28 protein-coding genes and 1 pseudogene are annotated in these 22,997 nt (G+C 34.1%); 7 read left to right on the top strand and 22 right to left on the bottom strand.

The genetic code is table 11. From position 1 onward, the window contains the following. Positions 1-120 precede the first annotated feature (120 nt). A complete protein-coding gene (locus ACTT1L_RS00230) occupies positions 121-717 on the top strand; it encodes a hypothetical protein (protein ID WP_000914447.1) in 597 nt (198 codons plus the stop codon). Positions 718-799: 82 nt separating this feature from the next. Here the strand turns inward: ACTT1L_RS00230 and lpdA are convergent, their stop codons facing one another. The 5 genes from lpdA to ACTT1L_RS00255 form a co-directional block, all read right to left on the bottom strand. Then, entirely contained in the window at positions 800-2,179 is a 1,380-nt protein-coding gene (gene lpdA / locus ACTT1L_RS00235) for a dihydrolipoyl dehydrogenase (protein ID WP_061184437.1), read from the bottom strand. A 15-nt stretch (positions 2,180-2,194) separates the two neighbouring features. Next, entirely contained in the window at positions 2,195-3,394 is a 1,200-nt protein-coding gene (locus ACTT1L_RS00240; protein ID WP_000257750.1) for a dihydrolipoamide acetyltransferase family protein, read from the bottom strand. A 27-nt stretch (positions 3,395-3,421) separates the two neighbouring features. Continuing rightward, positions 3,422-4,456: an acetoin:2,6-dichlorophenolindophenol oxidoreductase subunit beta gene (gene acoB / locus ACTT1L_RS00245; protein ID WP_000198894.1), complete on the bottom strand. Its 1,035-nt coding sequence runs from the start codon at positions 4,454-4,456 to the stop codon at positions 3,422-3,424. 17 nt (positions 4,457-4,473) lie between these two features. Continuing rightward, positions 4,474-5,472: an acetoin:2,6-dichlorophenolindophenol oxidoreductase subunit alpha gene (gene acoA, locus ACTT1L_RS00250; RefSeq protein WP_086708223.1), complete on the bottom strand. Its 999-nt coding sequence runs from the start codon at positions 5,470-5,472 to the stop codon at positions 4,474-4,476. Between the two features lie 169 nt (positions 5,473-5,641). After that, positions 5,642-6,121: a DinB family protein gene (locus ACTT1L_RS00255; protein ID WP_000951610.1), complete on the bottom strand. Its 480-nt coding sequence runs from the start codon at positions 6,119-6,121 to the stop codon at positions 5,642-5,644. A gap of 189 nt (positions 6,122-6,310) precedes the next feature. Between ACTT1L_RS00255 and ACTT1L_RS00260 the strand changes: the two genes are divergently transcribed. Both ACTT1L_RS00260 and ACTT1L_RS00265 read left to right on the top strand, forming a co-directional pair. Then, positions 6,311-7,156: an oxidoreductase gene (locus ACTT1L_RS00260; protein WP_442821707.1), complete on the top strand. Its 846-nt coding sequence runs from the start codon at positions 6,311-6,313 to the stop codon at positions 7,154-7,156. 41 nt (positions 7,157-7,197) lie between these two features. Further along, positions 7,198-7,707, top strand: a complete 510-nt coding sequence (locus ACTT1L_RS00265; RefSeq protein ID WP_086708221.1) for a GrpB family protein — start codon at positions 7,198-7,200, stop codon at positions 7,705-7,707. 76 nt (positions 7,708-7,783) lie between these two features. On the opposite strand, the gene ACTT1L_RS00270 is transcribed toward ACTT1L_RS00265, so the two are convergent. From ACTT1L_RS00270 to ACTT1L_RS00305, 8 genes are all read right to left on the bottom strand, one after another. Beyond that, the gene (locus ACTT1L_RS00270) at positions 7,784-8,161 is read right to left on the bottom strand and encodes a DUF4181 domain-containing protein (RefSeq protein ID WP_086708219.1); all 378 of its coding nucleotides are present in this window, start codon (positions 8,159-8,161) and stop codon (positions 7,784-7,786) included. 19 nt (positions 8,162-8,180) lie between these two features. Then, on the bottom strand, positions 8,181-8,621 hold the full coding sequence (locus ACTT1L_RS00275; RefSeq protein ID WP_086708217.1) for an NUDIX domain-containing protein: 441 nt from the start codon (positions 8,619-8,621) through the stop codon (positions 8,181-8,183). A gap of 35 nt (positions 8,622-8,656) precedes the next feature. Beyond that, entirely contained in the window at positions 8,657-8,995 is a 339-nt protein-coding gene (locus ACTT1L_RS00280; RefSeq protein WP_071735919.1) for a DUF4181 domain-containing protein, read from the bottom strand. Between the two features lie 41 nt (positions 8,996-9,036). Then, on the bottom strand, positions 9,037-9,873 hold the full coding sequence (locus ACTT1L_RS00285) for a PP2C family serine/threonine-protein phosphatase (RefSeq protein WP_442821708.1): 837 nt from the start codon (positions 9,871-9,873) through the stop codon (positions 9,037-9,039). Beyond that, positions 9,857-10,342, bottom strand: a complete 486-nt coding sequence (locus ACTT1L_RS00290; protein WP_140394929.1) for an HIT family protein — start codon at positions 10,340-10,342, stop codon at positions 9,857-9,859. Before ACTT1L_RS00290 ends, ACTT1L_RS00285 begins: the two co-directional genes overlap by 17 nt. 102 nt (positions 10,343-10,444) lie before the next feature. Beyond that, a complete protein-coding gene (locus tag ACTT1L_RS00295; protein ID WP_071742003.1) occupies positions 10,445-10,615 on the bottom strand; it encodes a septum formation initiator in 171 nt (56 codons plus the stop codon). Positions 10,616-10,911: 296 nt separating this feature from the next. Continuing rightward, a complete protein-coding gene (locus ACTT1L_RS00300; RefSeq protein WP_001084762.1) occupies positions 10,912-11,748 on the bottom strand; it encodes an ABC transporter permease in 837 nt (278 codons plus the stop codon). Then, the gene (locus ACTT1L_RS00305) at positions 11,741-12,946 is read right to left on the bottom strand and encodes a quaternary amine ABC transporter ATP-binding protein (protein ID WP_000370623.1); all 1,206 of its coding nucleotides are present in this window, start codon (positions 12,944-12,946) and stop codon (positions 11,741-11,743) included. Before ACTT1L_RS00305 ends, ACTT1L_RS00300 begins: the two co-directional genes overlap by 8 nt. A 170-nt stretch (positions 12,947-13,116) precedes the next feature. On the opposite strand from ACTT1L_RS00305, the gene ACTT1L_RS00310 reads away from it, so the two are divergent. Continuing rightward, entirely contained in the window at positions 13,117-13,974 is an 858-nt protein-coding gene (locus tag ACTT1L_RS00310; RefSeq protein ID WP_001227645.1) for a glycine betaine ABC transporter substrate-binding protein, read from the top strand. A gap of 45 nt (positions 13,975-14,019) precedes the next feature. On the opposite strand, the gene clpP is transcribed toward ACTT1L_RS00310, so the two are convergent. Continuing rightward, positions 14,020-14,601 (bottom strand): ATP-dependent Clp endopeptidase proteolytic subunit ClpP, encoded by a 582-nt coding sequence (gene clpP, locus ACTT1L_RS00315; protein WP_000991625.1) that lies wholly within the window; start codon positions 14,599-14,601, stop codon positions 14,020-14,022. A 21-nt stretch (positions 14,602-14,622) separates the two neighbouring features. Beyond that, positions 14,623-15,309, bottom strand: coding sequence for an RNA polymerase subunit sigma-70 (locus ACTT1L_RS00320; RefSeq protein WP_000337497.1), 687 nt, complete (start codon positions 15,307-15,309; stop codon positions 14,623-14,625). A gap of 143 nt (positions 15,310-15,452) precedes the next feature. Here ACTT1L_RS00320 and ACTT1L_RS00325 point away from each other — a divergent pair, with 143 nt between their 5' ends. The 3 genes from ACTT1L_RS00325 to ACTT1L_RS00335 all read left to right on the top strand — a co-directional run bounded on the left by ACTT1L_RS00325 (position 15,453) and on the right by ACTT1L_RS00335 (position 16,982). Continuing rightward, on the top strand, positions 15,453-15,773 hold the full coding sequence (locus tag ACTT1L_RS00325; protein WP_001125376.1) for a 2Fe-2S iron-sulfur cluster-binding protein: 321 nt from the start codon (positions 15,453-15,455) through the stop codon (positions 15,771-15,773). Between the two features lie 4 nt (positions 15,774-15,777). Continuing rightward, positions 15,778-16,440, top strand: coding sequence for a ribose 5-phosphate isomerase A (rpiA, locus tag ACTT1L_RS00330; RefSeq protein ID WP_000364536.1), 663 nt, complete (start codon positions 15,778-15,780; stop codon positions 16,438-16,440). A 107-nt stretch (positions 16,441-16,547) separates the two neighbouring features. Next, positions 16,548-16,982 carry a GNAT family N-acetyltransferase gene (locus ACTT1L_RS00335; protein WP_000555718.1) on the top strand — a complete coding sequence of 145 codons (435 nt, stop codon included), beginning with the start codon at positions 16,548-16,550 and terminating at the stop codon, positions 16,980-16,982. A gap of 130 nt (positions 16,983-17,112) precedes the next feature. On the opposite strand, the gene ACTT1L_RS00340 is transcribed toward ACTT1L_RS00335, so the two are convergent. From ACTT1L_RS00340 to ACTT1L_RS00370, 7 genes and pseudogenes are all read right to left on the bottom strand, one after another. Then, on the bottom strand, positions 17,113-18,480 hold the full coding sequence (locus ACTT1L_RS00340) for a lytic polysaccharide monooxygenase (RefSeq protein WP_061130471.1): 1,368 nt from the start codon (positions 18,478-18,480) through the stop codon (positions 17,113-17,115). A 356-nt stretch (positions 18,481-18,836) separates the two neighbouring features. After that, positions 18,837-20,030, bottom strand: coding sequence for a macrolide family glycosyltransferase (locus ACTT1L_RS00345; protein ID WP_071741994.1), 1,194 nt, complete (start codon positions 20,028-20,030; stop codon positions 18,837-18,839). 100 nt (positions 20,031-20,130) lie between these two features. Continuing rightward, a pseudogene (locus ACTT1L_RS00350) lies at positions 20,131-20,337 on the bottom strand (hypothetical protein); the annotation flags it as partial. Positions 20,338-20,369: 32 nt separating this feature from the next. Next, positions 20,370-20,888 (bottom strand): DNA topology modulation protein, encoded by a 519-nt coding sequence (locus tag ACTT1L_RS00355; RefSeq protein WP_061130469.1) that lies wholly within the window; start codon positions 20,886-20,888, stop codon positions 20,370-20,372. Continuing rightward, complete coding sequence (locus tag ACTT1L_RS00360) at positions 20,885-21,811, bottom strand: phosphotransferase enzyme family protein (protein WP_071741992.1); 927 nt, start codon at positions 21,809-21,811, stop codon at positions 20,885-20,887. Before ACTT1L_RS00360 ends, ACTT1L_RS00355 begins: the two co-directional genes overlap by 4 nt. Before the next feature lie 15 nt (positions 21,812-21,826). Continuing rightward, on the bottom strand, positions 21,827-22,222 hold the full coding sequence (locus ACTT1L_RS00365) for a ribosomal maturation YjgA family protein (RefSeq protein ID WP_001093430.1): 396 nt from the start codon (positions 22,220-22,222) through the stop codon (positions 21,827-21,829). 65 nt (positions 22,223-22,287) lie between these two features. After that, positions 22,288-22,995: a class I SAM-dependent methyltransferase gene (locus tag ACTT1L_RS00370; protein ID WP_071741991.1), complete on the bottom strand. Its 708-nt coding sequence runs from the start codon at positions 22,993-22,995 to the stop codon at positions 22,288-22,290. Positions 22,996-22,997: the final 2 nt, after the last annotated feature.

Genomic DNA, 22,997 nt, shown 5'->3' on the forward strand with positions numbered 1-22,997 from the left:
TAAATATTCCATCTTTTATTTCTAAAACTTCAGAATATTTACAATAGTTGATAATTAGAATACATTTTACTAGTACAAAGATTCACCTGTACAAAAATCTAAACTAAAAGGGATGGTTATATGTTGAAGAAATTAGTAGCAGGTACATTAGTAGCGGGATTTGCATTAACTGGAGGACTAGGAGTAGCAAGTGCTGAAGAAAAAGGTAACACAATTAAGTCTTTTGATTATTTAAAAGTGGATGAACAGAATGTTAATTCTCTTACAAAATTAAGTGATCAAGATAAGAAAGACATCCAAATTACTATGGTATTACCAGAGCAAAATGAAAATGGAGATTGGTTAGCTTACGGTTTTACTAGCCGTGAAACATTAGATGCTTATATTGAAAAGGATAAAAAAGTACTTAAAAATAAAATTAATCCTTTAGGTAGCGGTGCTGGTAGTACTGATTTTTATGAACATAAAGATAAAGGTGGCCAATATATTTACTGGAGCAGCGGCTTTAAAAACTTACCATCTAGCTGGAACGACAGAATTTCCTCTGTAAGTACAGCATCACCTTCAGCAAGTTATTCAACGACACTTTGGGAGCATACTTCAACACAAGGCTATGGAAAAGGTGTTGTATTCAAACATGCGGATTGGTACGGTAAAACTGCTAATTTAGCTGCTGATTGGAACGATATTACTTCAGCGATTGACGTAAAAAAATAATAGGATATTCAATTTCTCCCGTAAAAATTCAAACCACTATTCTCTTATTCATTTAGAGAATAGTGGTTTATTATAATTCCATTTAAGCGTGTACAGCATGTCCTACCGCTTGCAATAAAGCTTCATGAATCGCTTCAGATAAAGTTGGATGCGCTGCAATATAATCTCTCATAATATCGGCAGTAACTTCCGTATGAATCATTACAGTTCCTTGACCAATTAGTTCTGTTGCACGAGGACCAATAATAGAAATTCCAACAATTTCTTGATATTTAGGTTCCACAATAACTTTTACTTTCCCCGTTTGTTCTCCAATAATAAGCGCTTTTCCATTTGCTGTAAAAGGAAATTCTCCAATTTGTATGTCACCGTACTGCTCTCTTGCATCTTTTTCTGTTAAACCGACACTAGCAATTTCTGGAGCGGTATAAATACAGCGAGGTACAGCATGGTAGTTTACTTTTACATCTTCTCCACTCGCGTGTAATGCTGCCGTCGTTCCTTCATGGAATGCAACGTGAGCAAGCTGGATTCCACCAATCACATCTCCTGCTGCATAAATATGTGATACATTGGTTTGCATATGTTCATTCACAGAAATTCCTTTATTTGAATATTGAATGCCTGCTTTTTCTAAATCTAATTGTTGTACACGTGGTTTTCGGCCGACAGAAACGAGAACAAATTCTGGATTAACTTCTTGGATACTTCCTTCATATTCAAATGAAGCCTGCTTCTTATAATTATTTAATCCTTTTAAAGCTGCTCCTGTAAATATTTCTACACCATCATTTTCTAGTTTCCCTCTTAAAATGTGTGCGATATCTTCATCTTCACCTGGTAATAATTGCGGTGCCATTTCAACAATCGTAACTTTTGTTCCAAGACGACTATAAATACTTGCAAACTCGCATCCTATTACACCACCGCCAACGATTAATAATGATTTTGGTATATAATCTATGGACATTGCATGGCTACTATTTAAAATCCACTTTCCGTCAAATGGAGCAAAGGGTAATGCAGTCGGTTCTGAACCTGCCGCTATAATGAACTGTTCTCCATCTACTACATCTTCTTTATCACCGTATATAACTCGCACACGATGATCCGTTTCAAAGTTCGCTTTACCTTGTATAACTTTTATTTTATTTTTCTTCATTAAATATTGAATTCCTTGAACGAGCTGCGTTACGATTTGTGATTTCCTCGCCTGCATTTGCTTCCAATCAATTGATATACTTCCATTATTGAGTGTAACTCCATAATGATTCGCTTTTCTCACAATGTCATGCACTTCTGCACTTTCTAACAATGATTTTGTAGGCATGCATCCAACATTTAAACAAGTCCCGCCAAGATCAGCTTCATCAATAAGAGTGACATCTTTTCCATTTTGAGCTGCGGTAATTGCCGCTACATAGCCAGCAGGTCCGCCACCAATAACGACTAGTTTACTCATTCTCTCACCTTCTCTTTATAAAAGAATTGTTACAGGTTCTTCTAAATAACGTTTAATTGTGCGTAAAAATGCAGCTGCTGGTACACCATCTAATACACGATGATCGAATGTTAAACTTAAAGGTAACATACTGCCTTTTTTTATTTTCTTCCCTTTATATACTGGAACATGTTCAATTGCACCTACACCTAAAATACCAGTTTCAGGTGTATTTAATACTGGCGTAAAATATTCAATACCGAAGCTACCTAAATTACTAATTGTAAAGGTTGTCCCTTGCATATCATCACTACTTAAACTACCTTCTCTTGCTTTTTGTGCAACGTTTTTAATTTGTTTAGATAACTCTACTAAAGATAGATTATTAGCAAAGCGAATAGCTGGAACGACTAATCCTTTTTCTAATGCGACTGCCATGCCTAAATGAACATGTTCAAATTGATGAATTGTATCATCCATATAAGCGCTGTTCATTTCTTTATGCTCTCCAAGCGCTAATACAACAGCACGAGAAACGAAATCCGTAATAGTTAGTTTGTTATCGTATCGTTTTTGTACAACTGAAGCTATTTCTTTATGTAAAGCAACTAAATCTGTAACATCTACTTTCATCGTTAATGTTAATTGTGCACTATTTTGTAAACTTGCATGCATACGGTTTGCGATTGCTTTCCGCATACCAGTAACAGGAATTACTTTACTTTCTTCTTGTTCAAGTACTTCTGGAATTGTTACTCTTTCTTCAATCGCTTTTAATACGTCTACTTTTGTAATCCTTCCGCCAGGGCCTGTACCAACTAATGCTTTGATATCTAGATTTTCAGACTTTGCAATTTTCTTCGCTACAGGTGAAATTTTGATTCTTTTCTTCGCCACTTCTTTCGCATATGGTTCTGGATGTTGGACCTTTTTAGGCTCTAGATTAGGTGCTTTTTCTTCTACAACATTTATACTTTCATTGATTTCTACTTTTTCGTTCAGCTTACCGATATAGCAAATGACAGTGCCAGGTGGAACTCCCTCATCTTCACTTACAGCTATATCAAGAACAGTTCCATCAGCTGGTGCTTCTATTTCAGTTTCGATTTTTTCCGAATTAATACTAGCAATTAGTTCACCTTTTGAGACATGATCGCCTGCTTTAATATTCCAGCTTGTAATAATACCTTCTTTCATCGCCATACCTAACTTCGGCATTACAACTTCTACAGCCATGCTTCTCTCTCCCTTCTCATCGTTTTATTACACATGTAATAAAGTTTGGTCTCCGATCATTTCTGATACAGTTTCAATTACTTTTTCCGGCGTTGGTAAATATAACTTTTCAAGTGGTGGCGAGAACGGAACTGGTGTATGTGGTGCTGTAATTCGTTTAATAGGCGCATCTAACAAATCGAATCCTTTATCTGCTACAATTGCCGCAATATCCGTTGCGATACTACATCTTGGATTTGCTTCATCAATAACAATAAGGCGATTTGTTTTTTCAACTGATGCTAAAATCGTATCTTCATCCAGTGGTGATAAAGAACGTGGATCAATTACTTCTACTTCAAGTCCTTTTTTCGATAATTGCTCAGCAGCCGCAAGTGCTGTATGAACTTGTTTTCCAATTGCGACGATTGTTACGTCAGAACCTTCCCGTTTAATATCCGCTTTTCCTAATGGAATTGTGTAATAACCTTCTGGCACTTCACCCTTCATATTGTAGAGTGTTTTATCTTCAAAGAAGATTACCGGATCATCATCTTCAATTGCCGCTAATAGTAAGCCTTTTGCGTCATATGGAGTAGAAGGAACGACAACTTTTATACCTGGAATGCTCGTAAATAACGCATACAAACTTTGTGAATGTTGTGCAGCTGCGCTAAAACCTGCACCATGCATCGTACGTACTGTAACTGGCACTTTCGCTTTACCACCGAACATATAGCGGAACTTTGCACCTTGGTTTAATACTTGATCAAGACAACTACCGATAAAATCATTAAACATTAATTCAGCAATCGGACGTAGTCCTGTTGCCGCAGCTGCCATTGCTGCTCCCATGTAACCCGCTTCTGAAATTGGTGTATCTAAAATACGATTTCGGCCAAATTCTTGTACAAGGCCTTTCGTAACACCAAGAACACCGCCCCATGCTTCATCATCTTGCAAGTGATCAACTTGTGCACCACCTGCAACGTCTTCTCCTATTAAAATTACATTTTCATCACGGCGCATCGATATTTTCATCGCTTCATTAATTGCGGTTGACATACTTACTGTTCTAGTCATTATTTTTCACCCTCCTCTTATTTGTAAGAAACGTATACATCTTTTAATAACTCTTCATCCTCTGGATATGGACTATTTTCACTAAATTCAATTGATTTTTGAACCGCTTCATCTACTGCCTTTTCCATATCTACAAGCTCAGATTCAGTTAATAAAGCTTCATGAATTAAATGCTTACGGAAATTCACAATCGCATCTTTTTCATTTAAATGTTCTTCTTTTTCTTCTGAAGTTTTATACGTTTGTGCTTCACCTTCGAAATGACCGTAATTACGATATGTCATACATTCAATTATTGTTGGACCACCGCCATTACGCGCACGTTCTACTGCTTCCTCAGCAGCTTTATATACAGCTAGCAGATCTTTTCCATCTACTTGAACACCTGGAATATTGTAAGCTTTTGCACGATCCGCAATAGAATCACAACTTGAAGCATATTCAAATGTCGTTGCTTCACCGTAACCGTTATTTTCAGCGATAAAAATAACTGGTAACGTCCAAATCGCCGCTAAGTTAACCCCTTCATGAAACGTACCTTCATTATTTGCTCCATCACCAAAGAAACAAACACTTACATCTTTCGTTCCTTTATATTTAGCTGTTAATGCCGAACCGCAAGCAAGCGGGAAACCACCACCTACAATGCCATTTGCACCAAGCATTCCTTTATCTAAATCAGCAATATGCATGGATCCGCCTTTACCTTTACATAATCCTGTCGCTTTCCCGAAAAGTTCAGCCATCATACCGTTTAAATCACAACCTTTTGCGATACAGTGTCCATGTCCTCTATGCGTACTTGTAATACTGTCACTATCCGTTAAGTGGGCACATACACCAACTGCTACCGCTTCTTCCCCAGCGTATAAATGGACGAAACCTGGTAGCACGCCTTGAGCGAACAATTCATGTACCTTATCTTCAAATTTACGAATCTCTAACATTTTTTCGTACATCCAGCGAGCTTGTTCTTTCGTAATTCCATTCCCTTTACTTTCAGTTGTTTTTAACATGTTCAGCCCTCCTATTTTCTTGTTCATCTTTTATATTGCAAGTACCGTGCCAATTTCCAATCCTTGATTTAATAGGTTTTCTCTCTATGTTGAAAATAAAAAAGTGGACAAAACGAGACATTAGTCTCGTTTTGTCCACTTTTGTTCACCTAATTTGAAAATTATTATCTTATTCACCATCAAAACTCTTCTGTAATTTTCGGATGTAAATAATTTGACCGATATGATATGCATTATGAGTAGTTACATTGGCTAGCACTTCCCACCACTTTGCAGAAACAGGAAATCCCACTACATCGCTTTCAACCCTTTCTTCATTTATGAGATTTTGCCATAGTAACAGTTTCTCTAGTAGTTTTTCTCGTAATTCATCGAAAGTTTGATTATTTGAAAGCATAAAACTTTTGTTATTATCTCCAATAGCGGGCACAGCATTCACATTCGATTCTTTATATCTAGTTTGCCACGTAGAATTCCAATACAATAAATGTTGTACAATTTCAGCTATACTGTTACTCTCTTCATTCGGTTTCCAGAAAGCTTCCCTCTCAGATAAACCCTTAACTGCATCTGAAAACGGAATATACCAACTAGGATCGTTCGCATTCGCTAATAACTGATCTGCTAATACATCCTTCACATGGGCCATTATTCTTCCCTCATTTCATAAACGTATTCATACTCACTTCTCTATATACGCTGAGTCCGTATAATTTCCTCTTTTAAAAATCTCATAGAATATAGAATTAACGGGTAATGCTCTCAAAACGAATGTAAGAATAATAGATTTTCTTATCATAAATCGTTATGATAAAAGAAAAAGAAAAGCTGGCAGAAAATGAACAAAAAAGTCGCAATTATTACAGGATCCTCAAGTGGATTTGGACTATTAACTACACTCGAACTCGCAAAAAAAGATTATTTAGTTATCGCTACAATGAGAAACCTTGAAAAACAAGCGAACTTACTATCTCAAGCTACTCAACTAAACTTGCTGCACAACATAACAGTCCAACAATTAGATATAACCGATCAAAACTCTATACATACCTTTCAATTATTTTTAAAAGAAATAAACAGAGTAGACCTCCTTATTAATAATGCAGGATATGCTAATGGTGGCTTTGTAGAAGAAATTCCAGTAGAGGAATATCGCAAACAATTTGAAACGAATCTTTTTGGTGCTATATCGATTACTCAGCTTGTTTTACCATATATGAGAGAACAACAAAGTGGGAAAATTATTAATATAAGTAGCATTAGTGGTCAAGTTGGATTCCCTGGTCTATCTCCTTACGTTTCTTCAAAACATGCATTAGAAGGATGGAGTGAATCCCTTCGTTTAGAAGTAAAACCTTTTGGAATAGATGTTGTTTTAGTGGAACCTGGTTCTTATAACACGAATATATGGGAAGTTGGTAAACAACTAGCTACAAACCAATCTGATACTACTTCTCCTTACAAAGAATATATGGATAAAATACAAAAACATATTAATAGCGGCAGTGATACATTTGGTAATTCGATAGATGTTGCTAATAAAATTGTAGAAATTGCTGAGTCTAAGCGTACGAATTTACGTTATCCAATCGGTAAAGGTGTAAAATTTATGATCTTTGCAAAGAAAATTCTTCCTTGGAGATTGTGGGAATATCTTGTTTTGAGAAGCTTTAAGAAAATGTAATTACCTTTATTGAAAACCATTTTGAAAGAGGTGCTAATTAAATGTTAGGTTTACCTTATGGTAAAGTGTTTTTAGTTCCGTGGACTGAAGAGTCGGCAATTGAATTTGTAAAGGAGAAACAATTCATTGAGGAACAAATTGGCGAACATATTTTAGCGATACACCATATTGGTAGTACTTCTATTCCACATTTAAGTGCAAAGCCCATTATTGATATAGCAATTGAATTAGAAAATTATAGGGACGGTATACATTGTATTAAAAAATTAGAACTACTAAACTATAAATATAGAAAAGATGTATTGCCTGAACGATATTATTTTAATAAAGGTGAGCCAAGAACTCATCAAATTCATATGTATGAAAAAGGGAATACACATGTAATAGAACAATTGCAATTCAGAGATTACTTAATAGTCAATAAAACTGCTCGTATACAGTATGAACAGTTGAAGATTCAACTTTCACAGGCTAATCCTAATGATAAACATCAATATGCAGAGGATAAAACAAATTTCATTAAATCCGTATTAGCGAAATTAAATGTTTAAATTGAATAAGAAACCATTTAGCAGTAAATGGTTTCTTATTTATTAGTTATCTCATTATGTATAATCAAATTTTTAATTATACAGCAGGTGGAACGAAATAAAATAGTATCGAGAGCATCAATATAAAAGAAACCATTCCCGTTATCGAAAGTATATATTCTTTTGATTTTCTATCATATTTCCATTCCATCCATGCTCTTAAAGTCCATGATATCCCTAAATAAGTGAACATGACATAAGCCATTTTAGCTTTTTCAAATTTAAACATATAATAACAACTACTTATTACATAAATAATAATAAGACCTATTTCTAATTTTACATGTAAACTATTCACATGCTTATATCCAAAGAAGCCTCTTTTCTCCATATTTAATTTTCTTCTTAAAAACTGTTCTAAAAAGTAACCACCTATACCCAGTCCAATAATAATTAAAATTGTAGAGATATCCATTGTTATCCCTCCAATTACTTTATATATTTTTAGAAACAAAGTGGACTATATTATGGTTATTCTCTTCTAAATAACTTACAATTCCTTCAGGATATGTTGGCTTCTCCTTTAATTCCTCTATGCTCTTCCATATTAATATAATATTCTCATGTTCTTTATGCCTTATTTCATTTGTAACCATCTCTTGAACAGTTCCCCAATATATCAATGTACAATGATGTCCTTTTTCGTTGTTCCACTCGAAAATATGCTCATTTACAACAGCTAGCTCTTGGACATCAATTTTCAAATCGTATTCTTCCATTAATTCTCGTATTATCGCTTCTTTTGCTGGTTCACCAAATTCAATAGAGCCTCCTGGAAAACGATAAAATGATTCATTTTCATCGCATTGAACGAGCACTTTTGAGTTATCTCCATTATAAATAATAACTTCTACACGTAATACAGATTTATTCATTATTTTCCTCCTTTAAATCTTTAATTGAAAATTTATTAAAGAAAGAAGTATATAATTAATCCAGTTATTATTAGCGCTGTAACTGCAAATAATGAAATCAAGAACTCGCGCGATTCCTTATCATATTTCCACTCCATATATGATTGAAATCCATATAACGTGATAAAAAACAAAAGAGGTACATACCCCATAAATATACGGTTTGGAAACAAAGCACTTATCGCAATAACAACTATATAAGAGAAAATAATAATTCTATTCCCCCATTTATGTGTTTTATTCACATATTGATTATCCCATCCCTTTTGTTTCGGGATGTTTAATCTTTTTCTTGCTATTTTTTCAAAAACGAATATACATAGTACCCATAAAATTAATAGAGTTATTTTGGTAATTGACAGAAAACCCTCTCCTTTTATTTTCTTACTTTTATTTTCTCTGGCTGATCACTCGGATAAGTAGCCTTTCCTTTATTATCAATGTCCCAACTAATAATTGTCGCACTATCGCGTCCGAATTGATGATGAACGTGCTCTAATACATGATGAACACTTTCTTCAAGTTTTATATTATTTCTATTCATATCACTATACAGATTTACAGGAGTTTCATACCGACGTTCCCCGCATTCTAATACTCCATCTGTCACCATTACAATTCGATTCTTTCCATTACATAATTCACGAATGCCTGTTGAATAACAAGGAACAGGTAAATCAAATGTGTTTACATTTCCAATCCATTCGTAAAAATGACGTTGATTTAATGCATATTGTCCTAACTTATGTAACTCTTCATGAAATACATAAACTAAACAGTCTCCAATAGATAGCCACCATATATAATTTTCTTTTCTTACACATAGTAAGCAAGCTGTTTCACCTTTAATTCTTTTACACTTTTCCTTAAATGAAGAAGATTGTAAGATTGTAAGAATATGATTTTCAATAGATCGAAATACTGTATCAATCGATTCATTCATCATTTCTTTTATATTTTCATATTCTTTTTGAATTGTATTTACTACTAAATCAACACTTTCTGCACTATTATGTCCATCTAATATAGCTGCAAATTCCCAATCACCATTTGACCAAACTAACGCACCATCTTCATTCTTTTTTGCTCCGGCACTACTATTCCCACCATATGCACCGAGCACGATATCACCATATTGCTTTACCGAAATTTCGTCTAAACACATTTCTCTACTTCCAATCCATGAATGTTGTCTATTATTTGTTGTATGCATATTCACTTACCATATACTTTCGTATTCTTTCGCATAGTTTTTTGATTTTTTCTGTATCACTATAAGGCGCACCGTTCCATTTCGCTACTTCAGTCGGTGACCAAAACTCTTTTGGTGTATTTGCATAACGCGGTATGATGTGCATATGCATATGTGGTACACCATTCCCTGAAACAAAAGTGTAAATATGTTCGGCACCTTCACTTTCTTTTAGTGCTTTACTTACTCTACTTGATATAAGTCCGAACCTTTTCGCTTCTTCATCTGTTAGCTCAGCAAGACCAGGTACATGTCTTTTTATATCTATCATTACATAACCAAGATACGTTTCTTCGCTATCCCAGTGGACATGTCCAACGTAAACGAGTTCATCTTCGGAAATAGCTCCACCTGGAACTGTAATATTTCCTTTATGTTTTTCACAAATGAAGCAATTTTGTTCTTCTTGATTATTTGTTGGCATATCCATCACCATCCTTTTTATATATAATATCATAAAAAAAGGAAAAATAGGATTTATATTCCGAAAATTCATTCTTTTAACGCAACAATTTTGAATTGAATTTACACCTCATTTTTTCTTCAAAACCACAACTCCAATTACAATCCCAATCACAATTCCGACTACTAAATTATTTGTAAAATAACCTTGGACTACACCGATTACAACCCCTATACCGACGCCTATCGCCAAGGCATCATTACTTTTTTTCTTTTTAGACAAAATAGCATCTCCTCTCATAATTTCTTCCAAAATAATATCTATTTACATGAAGTCACTGTCTCCTAATATATTCGCTATTCCACTTAATAATTTCCAAAAAATGCACTTTATTACTTATACTTTTCCACCACATAATCCTCTTCTTAAGAAGAGATTTTCAAGTCGCTATTAAACAAACATATCGTTATTCATCGAAGAATTAAATCAATGAAATAAAAAAACAAGTTTTTGCGTCAGCTGACGGTTCTGTTATCGTTCGAATATAATCTATTCAAACAAAAAACACACTTTGTATAATAAAGTGTGTTTTCTTGTTATCTTCTTTTTTGGTGAAATCCTTGTGTAATACGATCTAATATAATCGCAATGACAACAATGGCTAGTCCCGCTTCAAATCCCATCCCGATATTAACTTGTGTCACAGAGCGGTATACATCAACTCCAAGACCTGGAGCTCCTACAAGCGATGCTGTTACTACCATTGATAAAGAGAGCATAATACTTTGGTTCACACCAGCCATGATCGTTCCAGTTGCGAGTGGTAATTGTACTTTAAATAATTTTTGTGATGCGGTAGAGCCAAACGCATTCGCTGCTTCTATTAAATCTTCTGGAACTTGTCTAATTCCTAAGTCAGTAAAACGAATTGTCGGTGGCATTGCAAAGATTACCGATGCAATAATCCCAGGTACTACTCCTACTCCGAAAAATGTAATCGCAGGAATCAGATATACGAAAGCCGGCATTGTTTGCATAAAATCTAATGTCGGTTTTAAAAATTTTGAAAACCGTTCATTTTGCGAAGCTAAAATGCCAATTGGGATACCTACAATAATTGAAATAATAACAGATGTAAGTACAAGAGCTAATGTCTGCATCGTCTGTGCCCAGTAGTTAATATTCAAAATAAATAATAATCCGATGAGTGTAAAAATAACTAAAGATACTTTTCTCGTTGTGTACCAAATGAGGAAACACAAAATAATAATCATCAATATAGCCGGTATTATTGTTAAAAAATTAGTGAGTAAATCAACGAATCCACCGATAATATAAGAGAATCCTCGGAATAAGCCTTCAAAGTGCTCATATAAACTTGCAACAAATGAGTCGACCCATTCCCCTAAAGGAATACGTGGTATACTATTCATCGTCTTTCACCTCTTCTTCAATATTACCTGCAAGAGCTTGAATGACACTTTCACGTTTAATAATTCCTCTTAGCCTTTTCTTCTCATCAATTACTGGTAACGGATATTTCATCTCCGCCATTTTCGCATACGTTTCTTCCAGTAAAGTATCTAAATACACGTGCGGGATATCGGTAAGTAATAAATCAGCAATCGGCCATTGCTTTTGTACTGCTTTACTCGCATCATCTGCCGTTAATATTCCTAAAAACTCATATTTTTTGTTAACAACATACACTGTAGAAACGCCGGCATTTCTCATAATTTGAAGTGCTACACGTGGTCCACGGTCAATTAATAACGTCTCTGGTCGTTTTAATATAGATTCCGCCGTTATTACTTTTCCTAAATTCACATCCGCCACGAATTTCTCTACAAATTCATTCGCAGGACTCATCATAATTTCTTCTGGTGTTCCAATTTGGACAACTTCTCCATCTTTCATTAACGCAATTCGATCACCAATTCGAAGGGCTTCATCTAAATCATGCGTAATAAAAATAATTGTTTTTTCCATTTTATCTTGTAATTCTAACAGTTCATCTTGCATTTCTTTTCGAATCAGTGGATCTAATGCACTAAATGACTCATCCATAAGTAAAACATCCGGATCATTCGTAAGCGCTCTCGCAATGCCGACACGCTGTTGCATACCACCACTCAGTTGACTTGGATAATTATCTTTATGATGATCAAGTCCAACTAACTTCAAGGACTCTAACGCTTTTCTCTCTCGTTCCTCTACTGGAACTCCTTGTATTTCCAACCCATATGCAACATTTTGCAAAACGGTACGATGAGGGAATAGAGCGAATTTCTGAAACACCATGCTCATCTTCGTTCTTCTCACTCTTCGCAACTCTTCTTTTCCCATCGTTGCGATATCCTCTCCATCTATGTATATATGCCCCGCTGTTGGTCTAATCAGTTGGTTTAACATACGAACTAATGTCGATTTCCCGCTACCAGACAATCCCATAATAACGAAAATTTCTCCCGTATATACTTCGAACGTCGCCTTTTTTACGCCAACGTTCATTCCTGTCTCTTTCAAAATTTCCGATTTACTTTTTCCCTCTTTTAATAAGGTAAGCGCTCTTTGCGGGTGTTTCCCAAATACTTTTGTTACGTTTTCAACACGTACCTTTGTATTATCCATGTCACTACTCCTTTTCTACCCATCTATTCACATAGTGTTGCGATTTTGCAAAGAAATATTACATAAAAATAACATTTATAAGATTTCTTTAAAATTCTTTTTTCCGTTCATAATAAGAATGCTTACTTATACATTTATTTAAAAAGCAAACGTTTCTTAGGAGGTTTTTAATGAGAAAGAAAATATGGCTCATATGCCTTGCATTATTTATTACTATGATTTTCTCTTCATGTAATGCAACAAATGCAAATTCGAAAGGAAAAATTAAACTAGGTGTAACAAGTTGGAAAGAAAACATTGCAACTGCAAATATGTGGAAGGTACTACTAGAACAAAAAGGCTACAAAGTTGAACTCATGTATTTAGAAAAAGCGGCAATTTGGACTGGTGTTGCTCGCGGTGATGTTGATGCTAATTTAGAAGTATGGCTACCCGTTACGGATAAACCACTAAATGATCGTTATAAAGATGATATTGTCTTAAAATCAAAATGGTATGAAGGAACCGGACTAGGTTTAGTTGTCCCTTCTTATGTGAAAAACATAAACAGCATTGAAGATCTAAATGCACATAAAGATGAACTAGATAATAAAATTGTCGGAATTGAACCTGGCAGCAGTCTTATGAATTTAACGAATAAAGCGATGAAGGAATATGATATAAAGCTAAAACTTGTCCAGTCTTCTGAAGCTGCTTTGATGAGTGAACTAAAAAAAGCATATACGAAAAAGAAACCAATCGCTGTTACGCTTTGGAATCCACATTGGGGTTTTTCAGAATTTGACTTAAAATATTTAAAAGACCCTAAGAAAGTATATGGTGAAAAAGATGACATTTATTACTCCGTTCGTAAAGGTTTCGAAAAAGATCATCCGGATATCATAAAATACTTTGATAAATGGAAAATGAACGATGAACAGCTTGGTACATTAATGGTCGAGTTAAATAAAACGAAAGATCCCGAAGAAGCGGCGCGAAAATGGATTAAAAAGAATCAAGCGTTAGTCGATGAATGGATAAAAGATTAATAAAACAGGCTAGAGAATATACTTTACTCTCTAGCCTGCTTTCTGCTATTTTTTCGTAACAACATCATCTACAATCCCATATGCCTTTGCTTCTTCTGCGGTCATAAAATAATCTCTTTCTGTATCATGTGCTACTCTTTCAATCGGTTGCCCTGTTTTTTCTGCAATCATTTTATTAATATCATGTTTTAACTTTAAAATTCTTTTTGCTGTGATTTCAATTTCCGTTGCTTGCCCTTGTGCACCACCAAGCGGCTGATGAATCATAATTTCACTATTTGGGAGTGCAAACCGTTTTCCTTTTGCACCTGATAATAATAGCAATGCACCAAATGATGCTGCAAAGCCCATGCATAGCGTTTGCACGTCTGGTTTGATTAAATTCATCGTATCCAATATGGCAAAACCTGCTGTCGTTGATCCGCCTGGACTATTAATGTATAAAAATATATCTTTCTCTGCATCTTCTGCTTCTAAAAATAATAATTGAGCTACGACACTACTCGCTACTTGATCATTTATTTCTGAACCAATAATAACAATACGGTCTTTTAATAACCTTGAGTATATATCATAGGAACGTTCTCCTAATTTCGTTTGTTCTACAACATATGGAATTGCATTCATTTTAAATCCCTCCAATAATTGTTATGCTGCTAAAAGCATACAACTGTAGGAAGAAGGTTGTTTCACATTAAATAATAAGACTGGCTGTTTAGATGGTAACTTAGTAAAATCTATTGTTGGAAGCAGTTTCGTTAATAATTCCGGTCTCTCTTCTCGAATAGACGTTACTACAACTTCCATATCGTCTGTGAATTCAACTATCTCTATCCCTTCTTCACTTACAGTTTTCAACCTATTTCTACTCCGAAACAAAGAAGCTTTTACTGCCCCTTCCGATACGGAACATACTTTAGCAATATCAGCGATACTATATTGAAAAACATCCTTTAATAATAAAATCGTGGATTGCTGTACATTTAATGAAGATAATACTTTCCCTACCATTTCATGCAAATCTGCAATTTTTTCATGTGGTTCTTCAAAAGTAATTTGGTCTCTTATTTTTTCATGAACTGATTTTGACTTTATTTGATCTAACCAACGATTTCTAGCTATTTTATATACGAGCGTCATACAAATATCTTTATTACTATATTTTTGAAGTACTTTACAAACCGTTTCTTGGGCAAGATCTTCGCCATCCCATTTATTTTTCGTTAAAAATGTACAGTATCTTTTCAACTCTCCGTATTGCTCAATTAAAAAAGTTATATTTGAATGATTCATATCGATATGATTTTTCAAAATATGAGTTACTTTTGTGCACAAAATAACCACTCCTTTTCAGCGCTTACTTAATTAACGATTCAACAAATAAAAAAGTTACGGGGCATATAAAAAAATTATGTTTATGTTCAATAATTCGCGGTCATAAATATGTTATGTACAATTTTACGTGAGGAGGAACAAATTTGCCAAAATTAACAATTGAAGGTGCGGGAACTTTTGATGTAAAAGAAGGCACAAAATTAGTATTAGCAATTGAAGATAACGGTGTAAACATACTCCATCGTTGCGGCGGAAAAGCACGTTGCACAACTTGTAGAGTAGAAATTATAGCCGGTGATTTTTGTGAAGCGAGTGCGAATGAAAAACATGCAATGACTGAAAAAGGGATTGAGGATCATTTACGATTATCTTGTCAAATGCGTGTACATAAGGATATAGTAGTTCGTCCAGTACTTACAGTTGAAAGTTCAGGTCTTGATGCTGGACCACGTCCGGCGGAGTAAAGCGATGGATTTAAAACAGATAGCTGGTGAATATGCTGCAACCTTCGTAAAAGATGGTATGAAGATTGGTCTTGGTACAGGATCAACCGCATACTGGACGATACAAAAATTAGGTCAACGTGTAAAAGAGGGATTATCAATTCAAGCTGTCCCGACATCAAAGGAAACGGAAGCATTGGCACAGCAGCTAAATATTCCGTTGATTTCGTTAAACGACGTACAAAGTCTTGATCTTACAATTGATGGCGCTGATGAAATTGATTCTAATTTACAGCTTATTAAAGGAGGCGGTGGTGCATTACTTCGCGAGAAAATTGTAGCCTCCTCCTCGAAAGAACTTATCATTATCGTTGATGAATCAAAAGTTGTGACACGTTTAGGGACTTTTCCATTACCTATTGAAATCATACCTTTTGCATGGAAACAAACCGAAAGTAAAATTCAATCTTTAGGATGTCAAACAACGTTACGCTTAAAAAATAATGAAACGTTTATAACCGATAATAATAACATGATTATCGATTGTATATTCCCTAATCATATACCTACTCCTTCCGATTTACACAAAAGATTAAAAATGATTACTGGTGTAGTTGAAACCGGATTGTTTGTTAATATGACTAGTAAGGCGATTATTGGAACAAAAAACGGGATACAGGAATTATAATGAACGCTGACTCTTACAGTCAGCTTTTTTATATTTTCTCGTTATTACGTAACATTATGATATACTATGAAAACAAAAGCACATCACACTAGAAAGGATTGAACAATTTGCACTCCAAACTCATAACAGAACTTACAGATTTAGAAACTGCCTTTCATATTCGAAAAGAAGTATTTGTAAAAGAACAAAATGTTCCACTTGAAGATGAATTCGATATGTTTGATGAAATCGGGGAGAAATGTAAACATATTTTAGTTTATTATAACAATCTTCCTGTTGGTACAGGTCGTATCCGATTTGTTGATGGAACTGGAAAATTAGAACGTATTTGTATTTTAAAAGACTATCGTAAATACGGTTTAGGAAAAGTAATTATTCAAACGTTAGAAGAAATTGCTCGTGAAAAAGAATCTACAAAAGTAAAACTACACGGTCAAACACAGGCTGAAGGATTTTATAAAAAACTAGGTTATCAAACCTCTTCTGATGTATTTATGGAAGATGGCATTCCGCATATACTTATGACGAAAATGTTATCATAATAAAAAAGGCAGTATATGAAACTACTTTACGTATTCATATACTGCCCTTTTTTATTTATAGAAAAATGAATTCTCAAGATGTCCTTTTGCATCAAAGCCCATTATCTCTTAGTTCATAGCAAGGTAAATCTTACACTGTTTTCCATAATGATAAAGCATAAATCCAGTTTGGATCCCCATTTCCTTTATAACTTTGGACTGCTTCATATACTTTTCCCTCGTGTAGAACTTTATCTCCCTTTTCATATGCTTTCTTTGCATCCCATTCTTCATATGAAACGCTTTCAGTTTTTGTAGTAATTATGAATATATCACTCTGTACAGATTCATTTCCAGCTACATCAACAGCTTTCACTACATATTTATAAGTAGTATTAGAGAGTAAATATTTATCCATATAAGAAGTCGTATTGGATGTTGCAATTTTTTCCATTGATCCTTTTGTTTCTCTATAAATATCGTAATGGTCTACACCAATATTATCGTCAGAAGGACTCCACATTAGTTCCACACTTGACGCTGTCGTTCCCATACTATGTAATCCTTTTGGTTGTGTTGGTGCTTCTGTATCAGGAGCCTCAACTGTCGTTTTTACTGTAAGCTTTGCACTTTCTTTCGAAGCATTTCCAGCTGCGTCAATTGCCTTTATAGTATAAGAGTATTCTGTACTTGGTTGTAATTTTTTATCAATAAAATGAGTTCCTGGTACTGTATCAATCATCTCTCCGTTACGGAAGATTTGATACCCTTTTACCCCTACATTATCCGTAGAATCGTTCCATGCTAGTTCTATACTATTCGCTGTTACTTTTTGTGCCTGAATTCTATTTGGAATGCTTGGAGCTTCTGTGTCTGGTTTTACGTCATTGATGAGATTAACATCAATTACATTATAGAATGCATTTGCTGTATCAGCTACATCCCATACTGCTAAAATTACATGATACCCACTTCTATCAGTAGGTACATTGATTTTGTGAGTTAAATGATTTGAGGCTGCAGAACCATCATGTTGCACAGTTCCAATTGGTTCAAAATCTGCTCTTGTGAGCGCTTTATTTGGATTCCATCCTTTTTTTGTAATATAGTAATGCCATTTGCTCGTTAAGTGAGGCGCTGTATATTTCCACGTAAATGTATTTTCCCCGCCTGTAATTGTATTTTTAAACCAACGATCGGCAGTTTGTTGATCTAAAATACCACCAAACTTACCACCTGCAGAAGCGATTTGACCATCAACTGGGCCAGTTTGCGGGAACCCTTTTGGAGCTTCCAAACTTTGTGGTTCATACATAACACTTCCGCAGTTTACATTTAGTGCACCATAAGTTGGACTACATAAAGCAGATCGGCTGCTCGGCTTTTCAACAAAACCGTGCGCGTATGCGTTTTGAGGAATAAGTGTCGTGCCAATAATTCCAGCTGTTAATGCAACAGCTCCTAGACTTTTTTTGTTCATTTTCATGTTTTGTAGTTGTTTTAAAAATTGATTCTTCATGTTCCTGTCCCCTTCTTGTTATAATTCGTAGTGTAATGTGGGCTTCGATGTAAAAGAATAACAAGAGACAATCTTGTAACGATGTATGTGTGTGTTATGCATACACCGCAGTGAAAATATATTTCATTTCTTGTGAAATATTTCACTTGATGAATATATCATGACATAGAAATCATCAAAGTATGTGCAGAAGTTGTGCAGAAATGATGAAAGCATTAGTAACACGTAAAACTATGGTCCGAATTTGCAAAACAGAATATTTAACATTTCAAAACAACGAATTCTCCGCTTCATATAAAAAAGAGTGTCTATATCATTTCATATAGACACTCTTCTCATGTATAATTTTCTATTTATTATTGACCTATAAATGTAAAAATCTCATCAGCAGCTTCCTGATAGCCACCAGATTTCAGGAAAGATTCCTTCAAATTCCATGCAACTTCTTTATATGATGGATTATTTAATACAAGTTCTACACTTTCACGTAGTTGTTCTACAGTTAATTCTTTCATAGATAACTTAATCCCAGCTCCTAGATTCTCCACTTGCTTTGCGATTACTGGCTGATCTGCACTTTGCGGAATTACAATGAGTGGAATCCCGTTATATAGCCCTTCATGTGTACTGTTCATTCCACCATGTGTAATAAACAACTTTGTATATGCAAGTAGTTTCATTTGTGGTACATAGTTTTTCACAATGAAGTTTTTAGGAATTTCACCTAAATCACTTATGTTCGTTTTATTACCAATAGACATCACAATAGTATGCTCGCTATTCTCGAACGCCTTCATACAAAGCTTATAAAAATCAAGCGCTTCATTAAAAACAGTGCCTAGCGAAATGTAAATCGGGCTTTTTACTTCAATTGAAGTAAAATCAAAGTCTTCATTTTTTACTTGTGCAGGGATGGATGGACCTACAAATTTAAATGTTTCATTAAACATATCTCCAAAAGGCTGGAACTCTTTTATTGTATATACAATAGTAAGTGACGCTGGATTACAGAAAACTTCATATGGTGAGTTTATTTCAACACTATACTTTTCCGCAACCTCCTTAGTTAATCTTTCAAAATCATTATGTATCCTCTCCTGAACTTTCACTGGGATACTTTTAGACAAGTGATCTAACATTTGTTGAAATGATTTTTCATCTTGTGCAAAAGATGTACAGGAATTTATTGCCGGAAGCTTTAAAATTTGAGCAATTATACGGCCACAGCCAAACATCGAATCATGAATCATATAATCAAAATGTTCTCCTTCAATTTGTTCAAGAACACTTGGTATAATAACATCTGCTGTATGTAGAAGGCCATTTATTCTTTCCTGCAAATAATTTCGGCCACCGGAAAGAAATGCTTTTATAAACTTTTGGTCGTCAATTGTTCTTACAATAGCCCCTGTTTTTTCAATACGTTCTCTGAAAGCTTCTATTGAAAAATAAACTACCTCTTCCCCACGCGAAACTAATTCTTCTACAACTTGCAATGTTGGATTTATATGCCCTTCTGATCCAGTATTAATGAATAAAACACGTGCCACTTAAAACACTCCTTACTTTAAATCTTATCTATATTATTTTGCTCTTATAATTTTTCTAAATGGACTTAGCGAGCCTAAATCCAAGGTCATCTATGTAAATTACAACTGGTTTGTTTTTATCTTTGGATAAATTTGATGTATGATTCGTAATCGCATCATATAATTCCATCGTTACAACATACTTTGCAAGAAGAAACGAATTAACTTGGGCTTTCCATTCTTTCTTTATTCGATCATCTCTTAATTCTACTTTTCCTGCTGGAATTTTCACCATATTAGAATCAACTAGCCTAATAAATCTATCCAATTCTATACCCCCAGGTTATTTCTTTTTATAATCTAACCATTTATAGCACTGTACTTCTCTAAAAATAGTCTTACTTCATTTGTAGATTTTAAAATAATAACATCTTTATCCTTACTCAATTGATTTAACTTCTTTAAAATTGTAGGTCGCTTCGTCTTAGGATATTCCCATATCCATTTAAAAAATTGCAAATCAAATTTTTCCTTACATCCCGCGCCCATATCCGGTCTTGTTTTATTCCGATATTGTATAACTCTTTTAAAAGCACGATAAGCACATATTGTCCTATGAATATCAAGAAAAATAATTGTATCAGCTGCGTTCATTCTTATGTCCATTGTCCCGCCATAATTCCCATCAATAATCCACTCATCTTCTTTCACTAATTCATTCTGAACCGTTCTTTGCTCCTCTTTCGGTACCCCTTCCCAATTCGGTTTCCAAAATAGTGCATCAAGATGATGTACTTTAATATTTAATTTATTGCCTAACTGCCTTGCTAGTGTAGATTTTCCTGAACCACCAGAACCTATTAATATAATTTTTTTCATTTTTGTGCGATCCTTTCTATTGACTCTTCAATAGCCTCTTTATTAGCAAAAATCCAGAAAAACATCTCTTCATTTAACTTTAATAAATCTTTTAACTGAACAAAATAAGTAATAAAGATAACTTGAATCGAAAGCATGACATACCAAATAGACTGTAGTTCTTCTTTCATTAAAATGTTTTGTTTATTATATCCTTCAAAGATTGTGCTGATAATATGTTGCCACTTCCCTCTTAATACTTCATCACTATATAACTCACTCAAAATACTCGTACAGCAATAGCATAAATCGAATACTCTTACATTACTTTCTAATAGTTCAAAATCTATAAAACCTTGAAATTCATTATCTTTAAAGATTACATTGGATAAGTGCATATCACGATGAATAATTTGCTCTCGTAATGGGTGAACTATTTCTTTGAAAGCTGTATGTATTTGATTCATTTTTCGAATTACATCCTGATGAACATACTCATTCTTTTCTAAAATAGGTAAAGCCCATCCGTATACTACTTTATACAAATCTCTTTTTACTAACTCATTATTATTCACCGAATTAAGTACTTGATGTAAATTAGCTATTTCTTCTCCAATTGTACTTCCTAGCTCCTTCAGATTTTCTGTATCTTTTATTTCAAGTCCACTTCCAGCAATATATTTGTACAAACAATAATACTTCTCTTTATAAAATACATACTTTTTACTATTACTCGTTTTCACTAATTTTTGCACTTTAACCCCTTTTTCCTCAAGCTGTTTTAATACATGTATTTCAACTAATAGTTGTTTTATCGATCCCTTTTCCTTCAAAATATAGGATTTATTATTACAATGAATCTTTGTTACGTTTGCTTTTATTTCAGTAGCTGTGACATCTTTATCTTCAAACCAAAAATTCACAATTTCTAATATATCCTCCATAATAAATACCTCCATTTAAAATCGCTTATTCGTCCTTAATATAAACTCAAAAAGAAATCCTACCCCAACACCAATTGTATAAGCAACTAAATCACTCCACAAAAATCCATAACCTAATACGAGTCCACCTAAAGTCGTTGCACGAATACTATCTATCCATTCAGCATGATACAATTGGCTCACTTCAATCCCGTAGCAAAACATTAAACTAACAAAAGCCAATTTCTTCATTTCTATTTTAGGAAATAAAAATCCAAATCCAATAAAAATCATTAACGCCCATAAAGCATCACCTAAATAATCATTTAATAGAGCCGGCAGCGCAAAAGCAAACTTTCTTGAACTAAGCCCTAAAATAATAACAAGGATTGTAAACATTGCGTATAGTAATCTATTTCGTTTCGTATTCATTTCAAAACTCCTAATTCATCATTTATAACTGCAAAATAGCTAGTAAAATATAATCATTTTACTAGCTATTTATTAACTGCTTTAACAATAAGAAAATGTGGATTTGTATTTAAATAGTAATAAGATTTTTCATTTACTTCTTTCATCTTTTCAACTGGCCTTGGTTCGACCATTTTTTCTAACATAAAATAATTTGTTGTTTCATTAATAATATCTTGAAGTGACCTTCTAAAAAATTCAACTTCAATTGTAATATTAGGTTTAATCCAAGTATCTACTAATAATTGTTTTTCAAAATAATTTTTACAAGTAAACTTTGTAAAATCCATAAAAGGATGATGAATAGAGTATATAAATTCTCCACCTGGCTTCAATACTCGACGAAATTCCTGAAATACTTGATTCCAATTTTCTAAATAATGAAGGGTTAACGAACTTACAATTACATCAAAAGTATGATCTTCAAACGGTAATACTTCTTGCAAGTCATGACAAAGAAACGTTGCTTTATCCCCCATACTATCCTTTGCAGCTTTTACCATTTCATAACTTACGTCAATTGCAGTAACATTTGCTCCTCTTTCTACAAATTGAGAAGTATACCATCCAGCTGCACATCCGGCATCTAGTATACTCTTCCCTTCTAATTTCTTTGGAACCATCTCCATCATCGCTGGTCTTTCATAATAGCTGTTATATGGATTTGCCACATCTAGATTTTCTTTATATGTACTCGCTAATTTATCATATGTATCTTTGATCGTGTCTTTCAATA

The sequence above is a fragment of the Bacillus sp. FH genome, from assembly GCF_052216825.1.
In the GTDB taxonomy this organism is placed as follows: domain Bacteria; phylum Bacillota; class Bacilli; order Bacillales; family Bacillaceae_G; genus Bacillus_A; species Bacillus_A paranthracis.

Coding starts and splice junctions, on each gene's coding strand:
- ACTT1L_RS00230 (WP_000914447.1), top strand. CDS start 121: ATGTTGAAGAAATTAGTAGCAGGTACATTAGTAGCGGGATTTGCATTA.
- lpdA (WP_061184437.1), bottom strand. CDS start 2,179: ATGAGTAAACTAGTCGTTATTGGTGGCGGACCTGCTGGCTATGTAGCG.
- ACTT1L_RS00240 (WP_000257750.1), bottom strand. CDS start 3,394: ATGGCTGTAGAAGTTGTAATGCCGAAGTTAGGTATGGCGATGAAAGAA.
- acoB (WP_000198894.1), bottom strand. CDS start 4,456: ATGACTAGAACAGTAAGTATGTCAACCGCAATTAATGAAGCGATGAAA.
- acoA (WP_086708223.1), bottom strand. CDS start 5,472: ATGTTAAAAACAACTGAAAGTAAAGGGAATGGAATTACGAAAGAACAA.
- ACTT1L_RS00255 (WP_000951610.1), bottom strand. CDS start 6,121: ATGGCCCATGTGAAGGATGTATTAGCAGATCAGTTATTAGCGAATGCG.
- ACTT1L_RS00260 (WP_442821707.1), top strand. CDS start 6,311: ATGAACAAAAAAGTCGCAATTATTACAGGATCCTCAAGTGGATTTGGA.
- ACTT1L_RS00265 (WP_086708221.1), top strand. CDS start 7,198: ATGTTAGGTTTACCTTATGGTAAAGTGTTTTTAGTTCCGTGGACTGAA.
- ACTT1L_RS00270 (WP_086708219.1), bottom strand. CDS start 8,161: ATGGATATCTCTACAATTTTAATTATTATTGGACTGGGTATAGGTGGT.
- ACTT1L_RS00275 (WP_086708217.1), bottom strand. CDS start 8,621: ATGAATAAATCTGTATTACGTGTAGAAGTTATTATTTATAATGGAGAT.
- ACTT1L_RS00285 (WP_442821708.1), bottom strand. CDS start 9,873: ATGCATACAACAAATAATAGACAACATTCATGGATTGGAAGTAGAGAA.
- ACTT1L_RS00290 (WP_140394929.1), bottom strand. CDS start 10,342: ATGGATATGCCAACAAATAATCAAGAAGAACAAAATTGCTTCATTTGT.
- ACTT1L_RS00295 (WP_071742003.1), bottom strand. CDS start 10,615: ATGAGAGGAGATGCTATTTTGTCTAAAAAGAAAAAAAGTAATGATGCC.
- ACTT1L_RS00300 (WP_001084762.1), bottom strand. CDS start 11,748: ATGAATAGTATACCACGTATTCCTTTAGGGGAATGGGTCGACTCATTT.
- ACTT1L_RS00305 (WP_000370623.1), bottom strand. CDS start 12,946: ATGGATAATACAAAGGTACGTGTTGAAAACGTAACAAAAGTATTTGGG.
- ACTT1L_RS00310 (WP_001227645.1), top strand. CDS start 13,117: ATGAGAAAGAAAATATGGCTCATATGCCTTGCATTATTTATTACTATG.
- clpP (WP_000991625.1), bottom strand. CDS start 14,601: ATGAATGCAATTCCATATGTTGTAGAACAAACGAAATTAGGAGAACGT.
- rpiA (WP_000364536.1), top strand. CDS start 15,778: ATGGATTTAAAACAGATAGCTGGTGAATATGCTGCAACCTTCGTAAAA.
- ACTT1L_RS00340 (WP_061130471.1), bottom strand. CDS start 18,480: ATGAAGAATCAATTTTTAAAACAACTACAAAACATGAAAATGAACAAA.
- ACTT1L_RS00355 (WP_061130469.1), bottom strand. CDS start 20,888: ATGAAAAAAATTATATTAATAGGTTCTGGTGGTTCAGGAAAATCTACA.
- ACTT1L_RS00360 (WP_071741992.1), bottom strand. CDS start 21,811: ATGGAGGATATATTAGAAATTGTGAATTTTTGGTTTGAAGATAAAGAT.
- ACTT1L_RS00365 (WP_001093430.1), bottom strand. CDS start 22,222: ATGAATACGAAACGAAATAGATTACTATACGCAATGTTTACAATCCTT.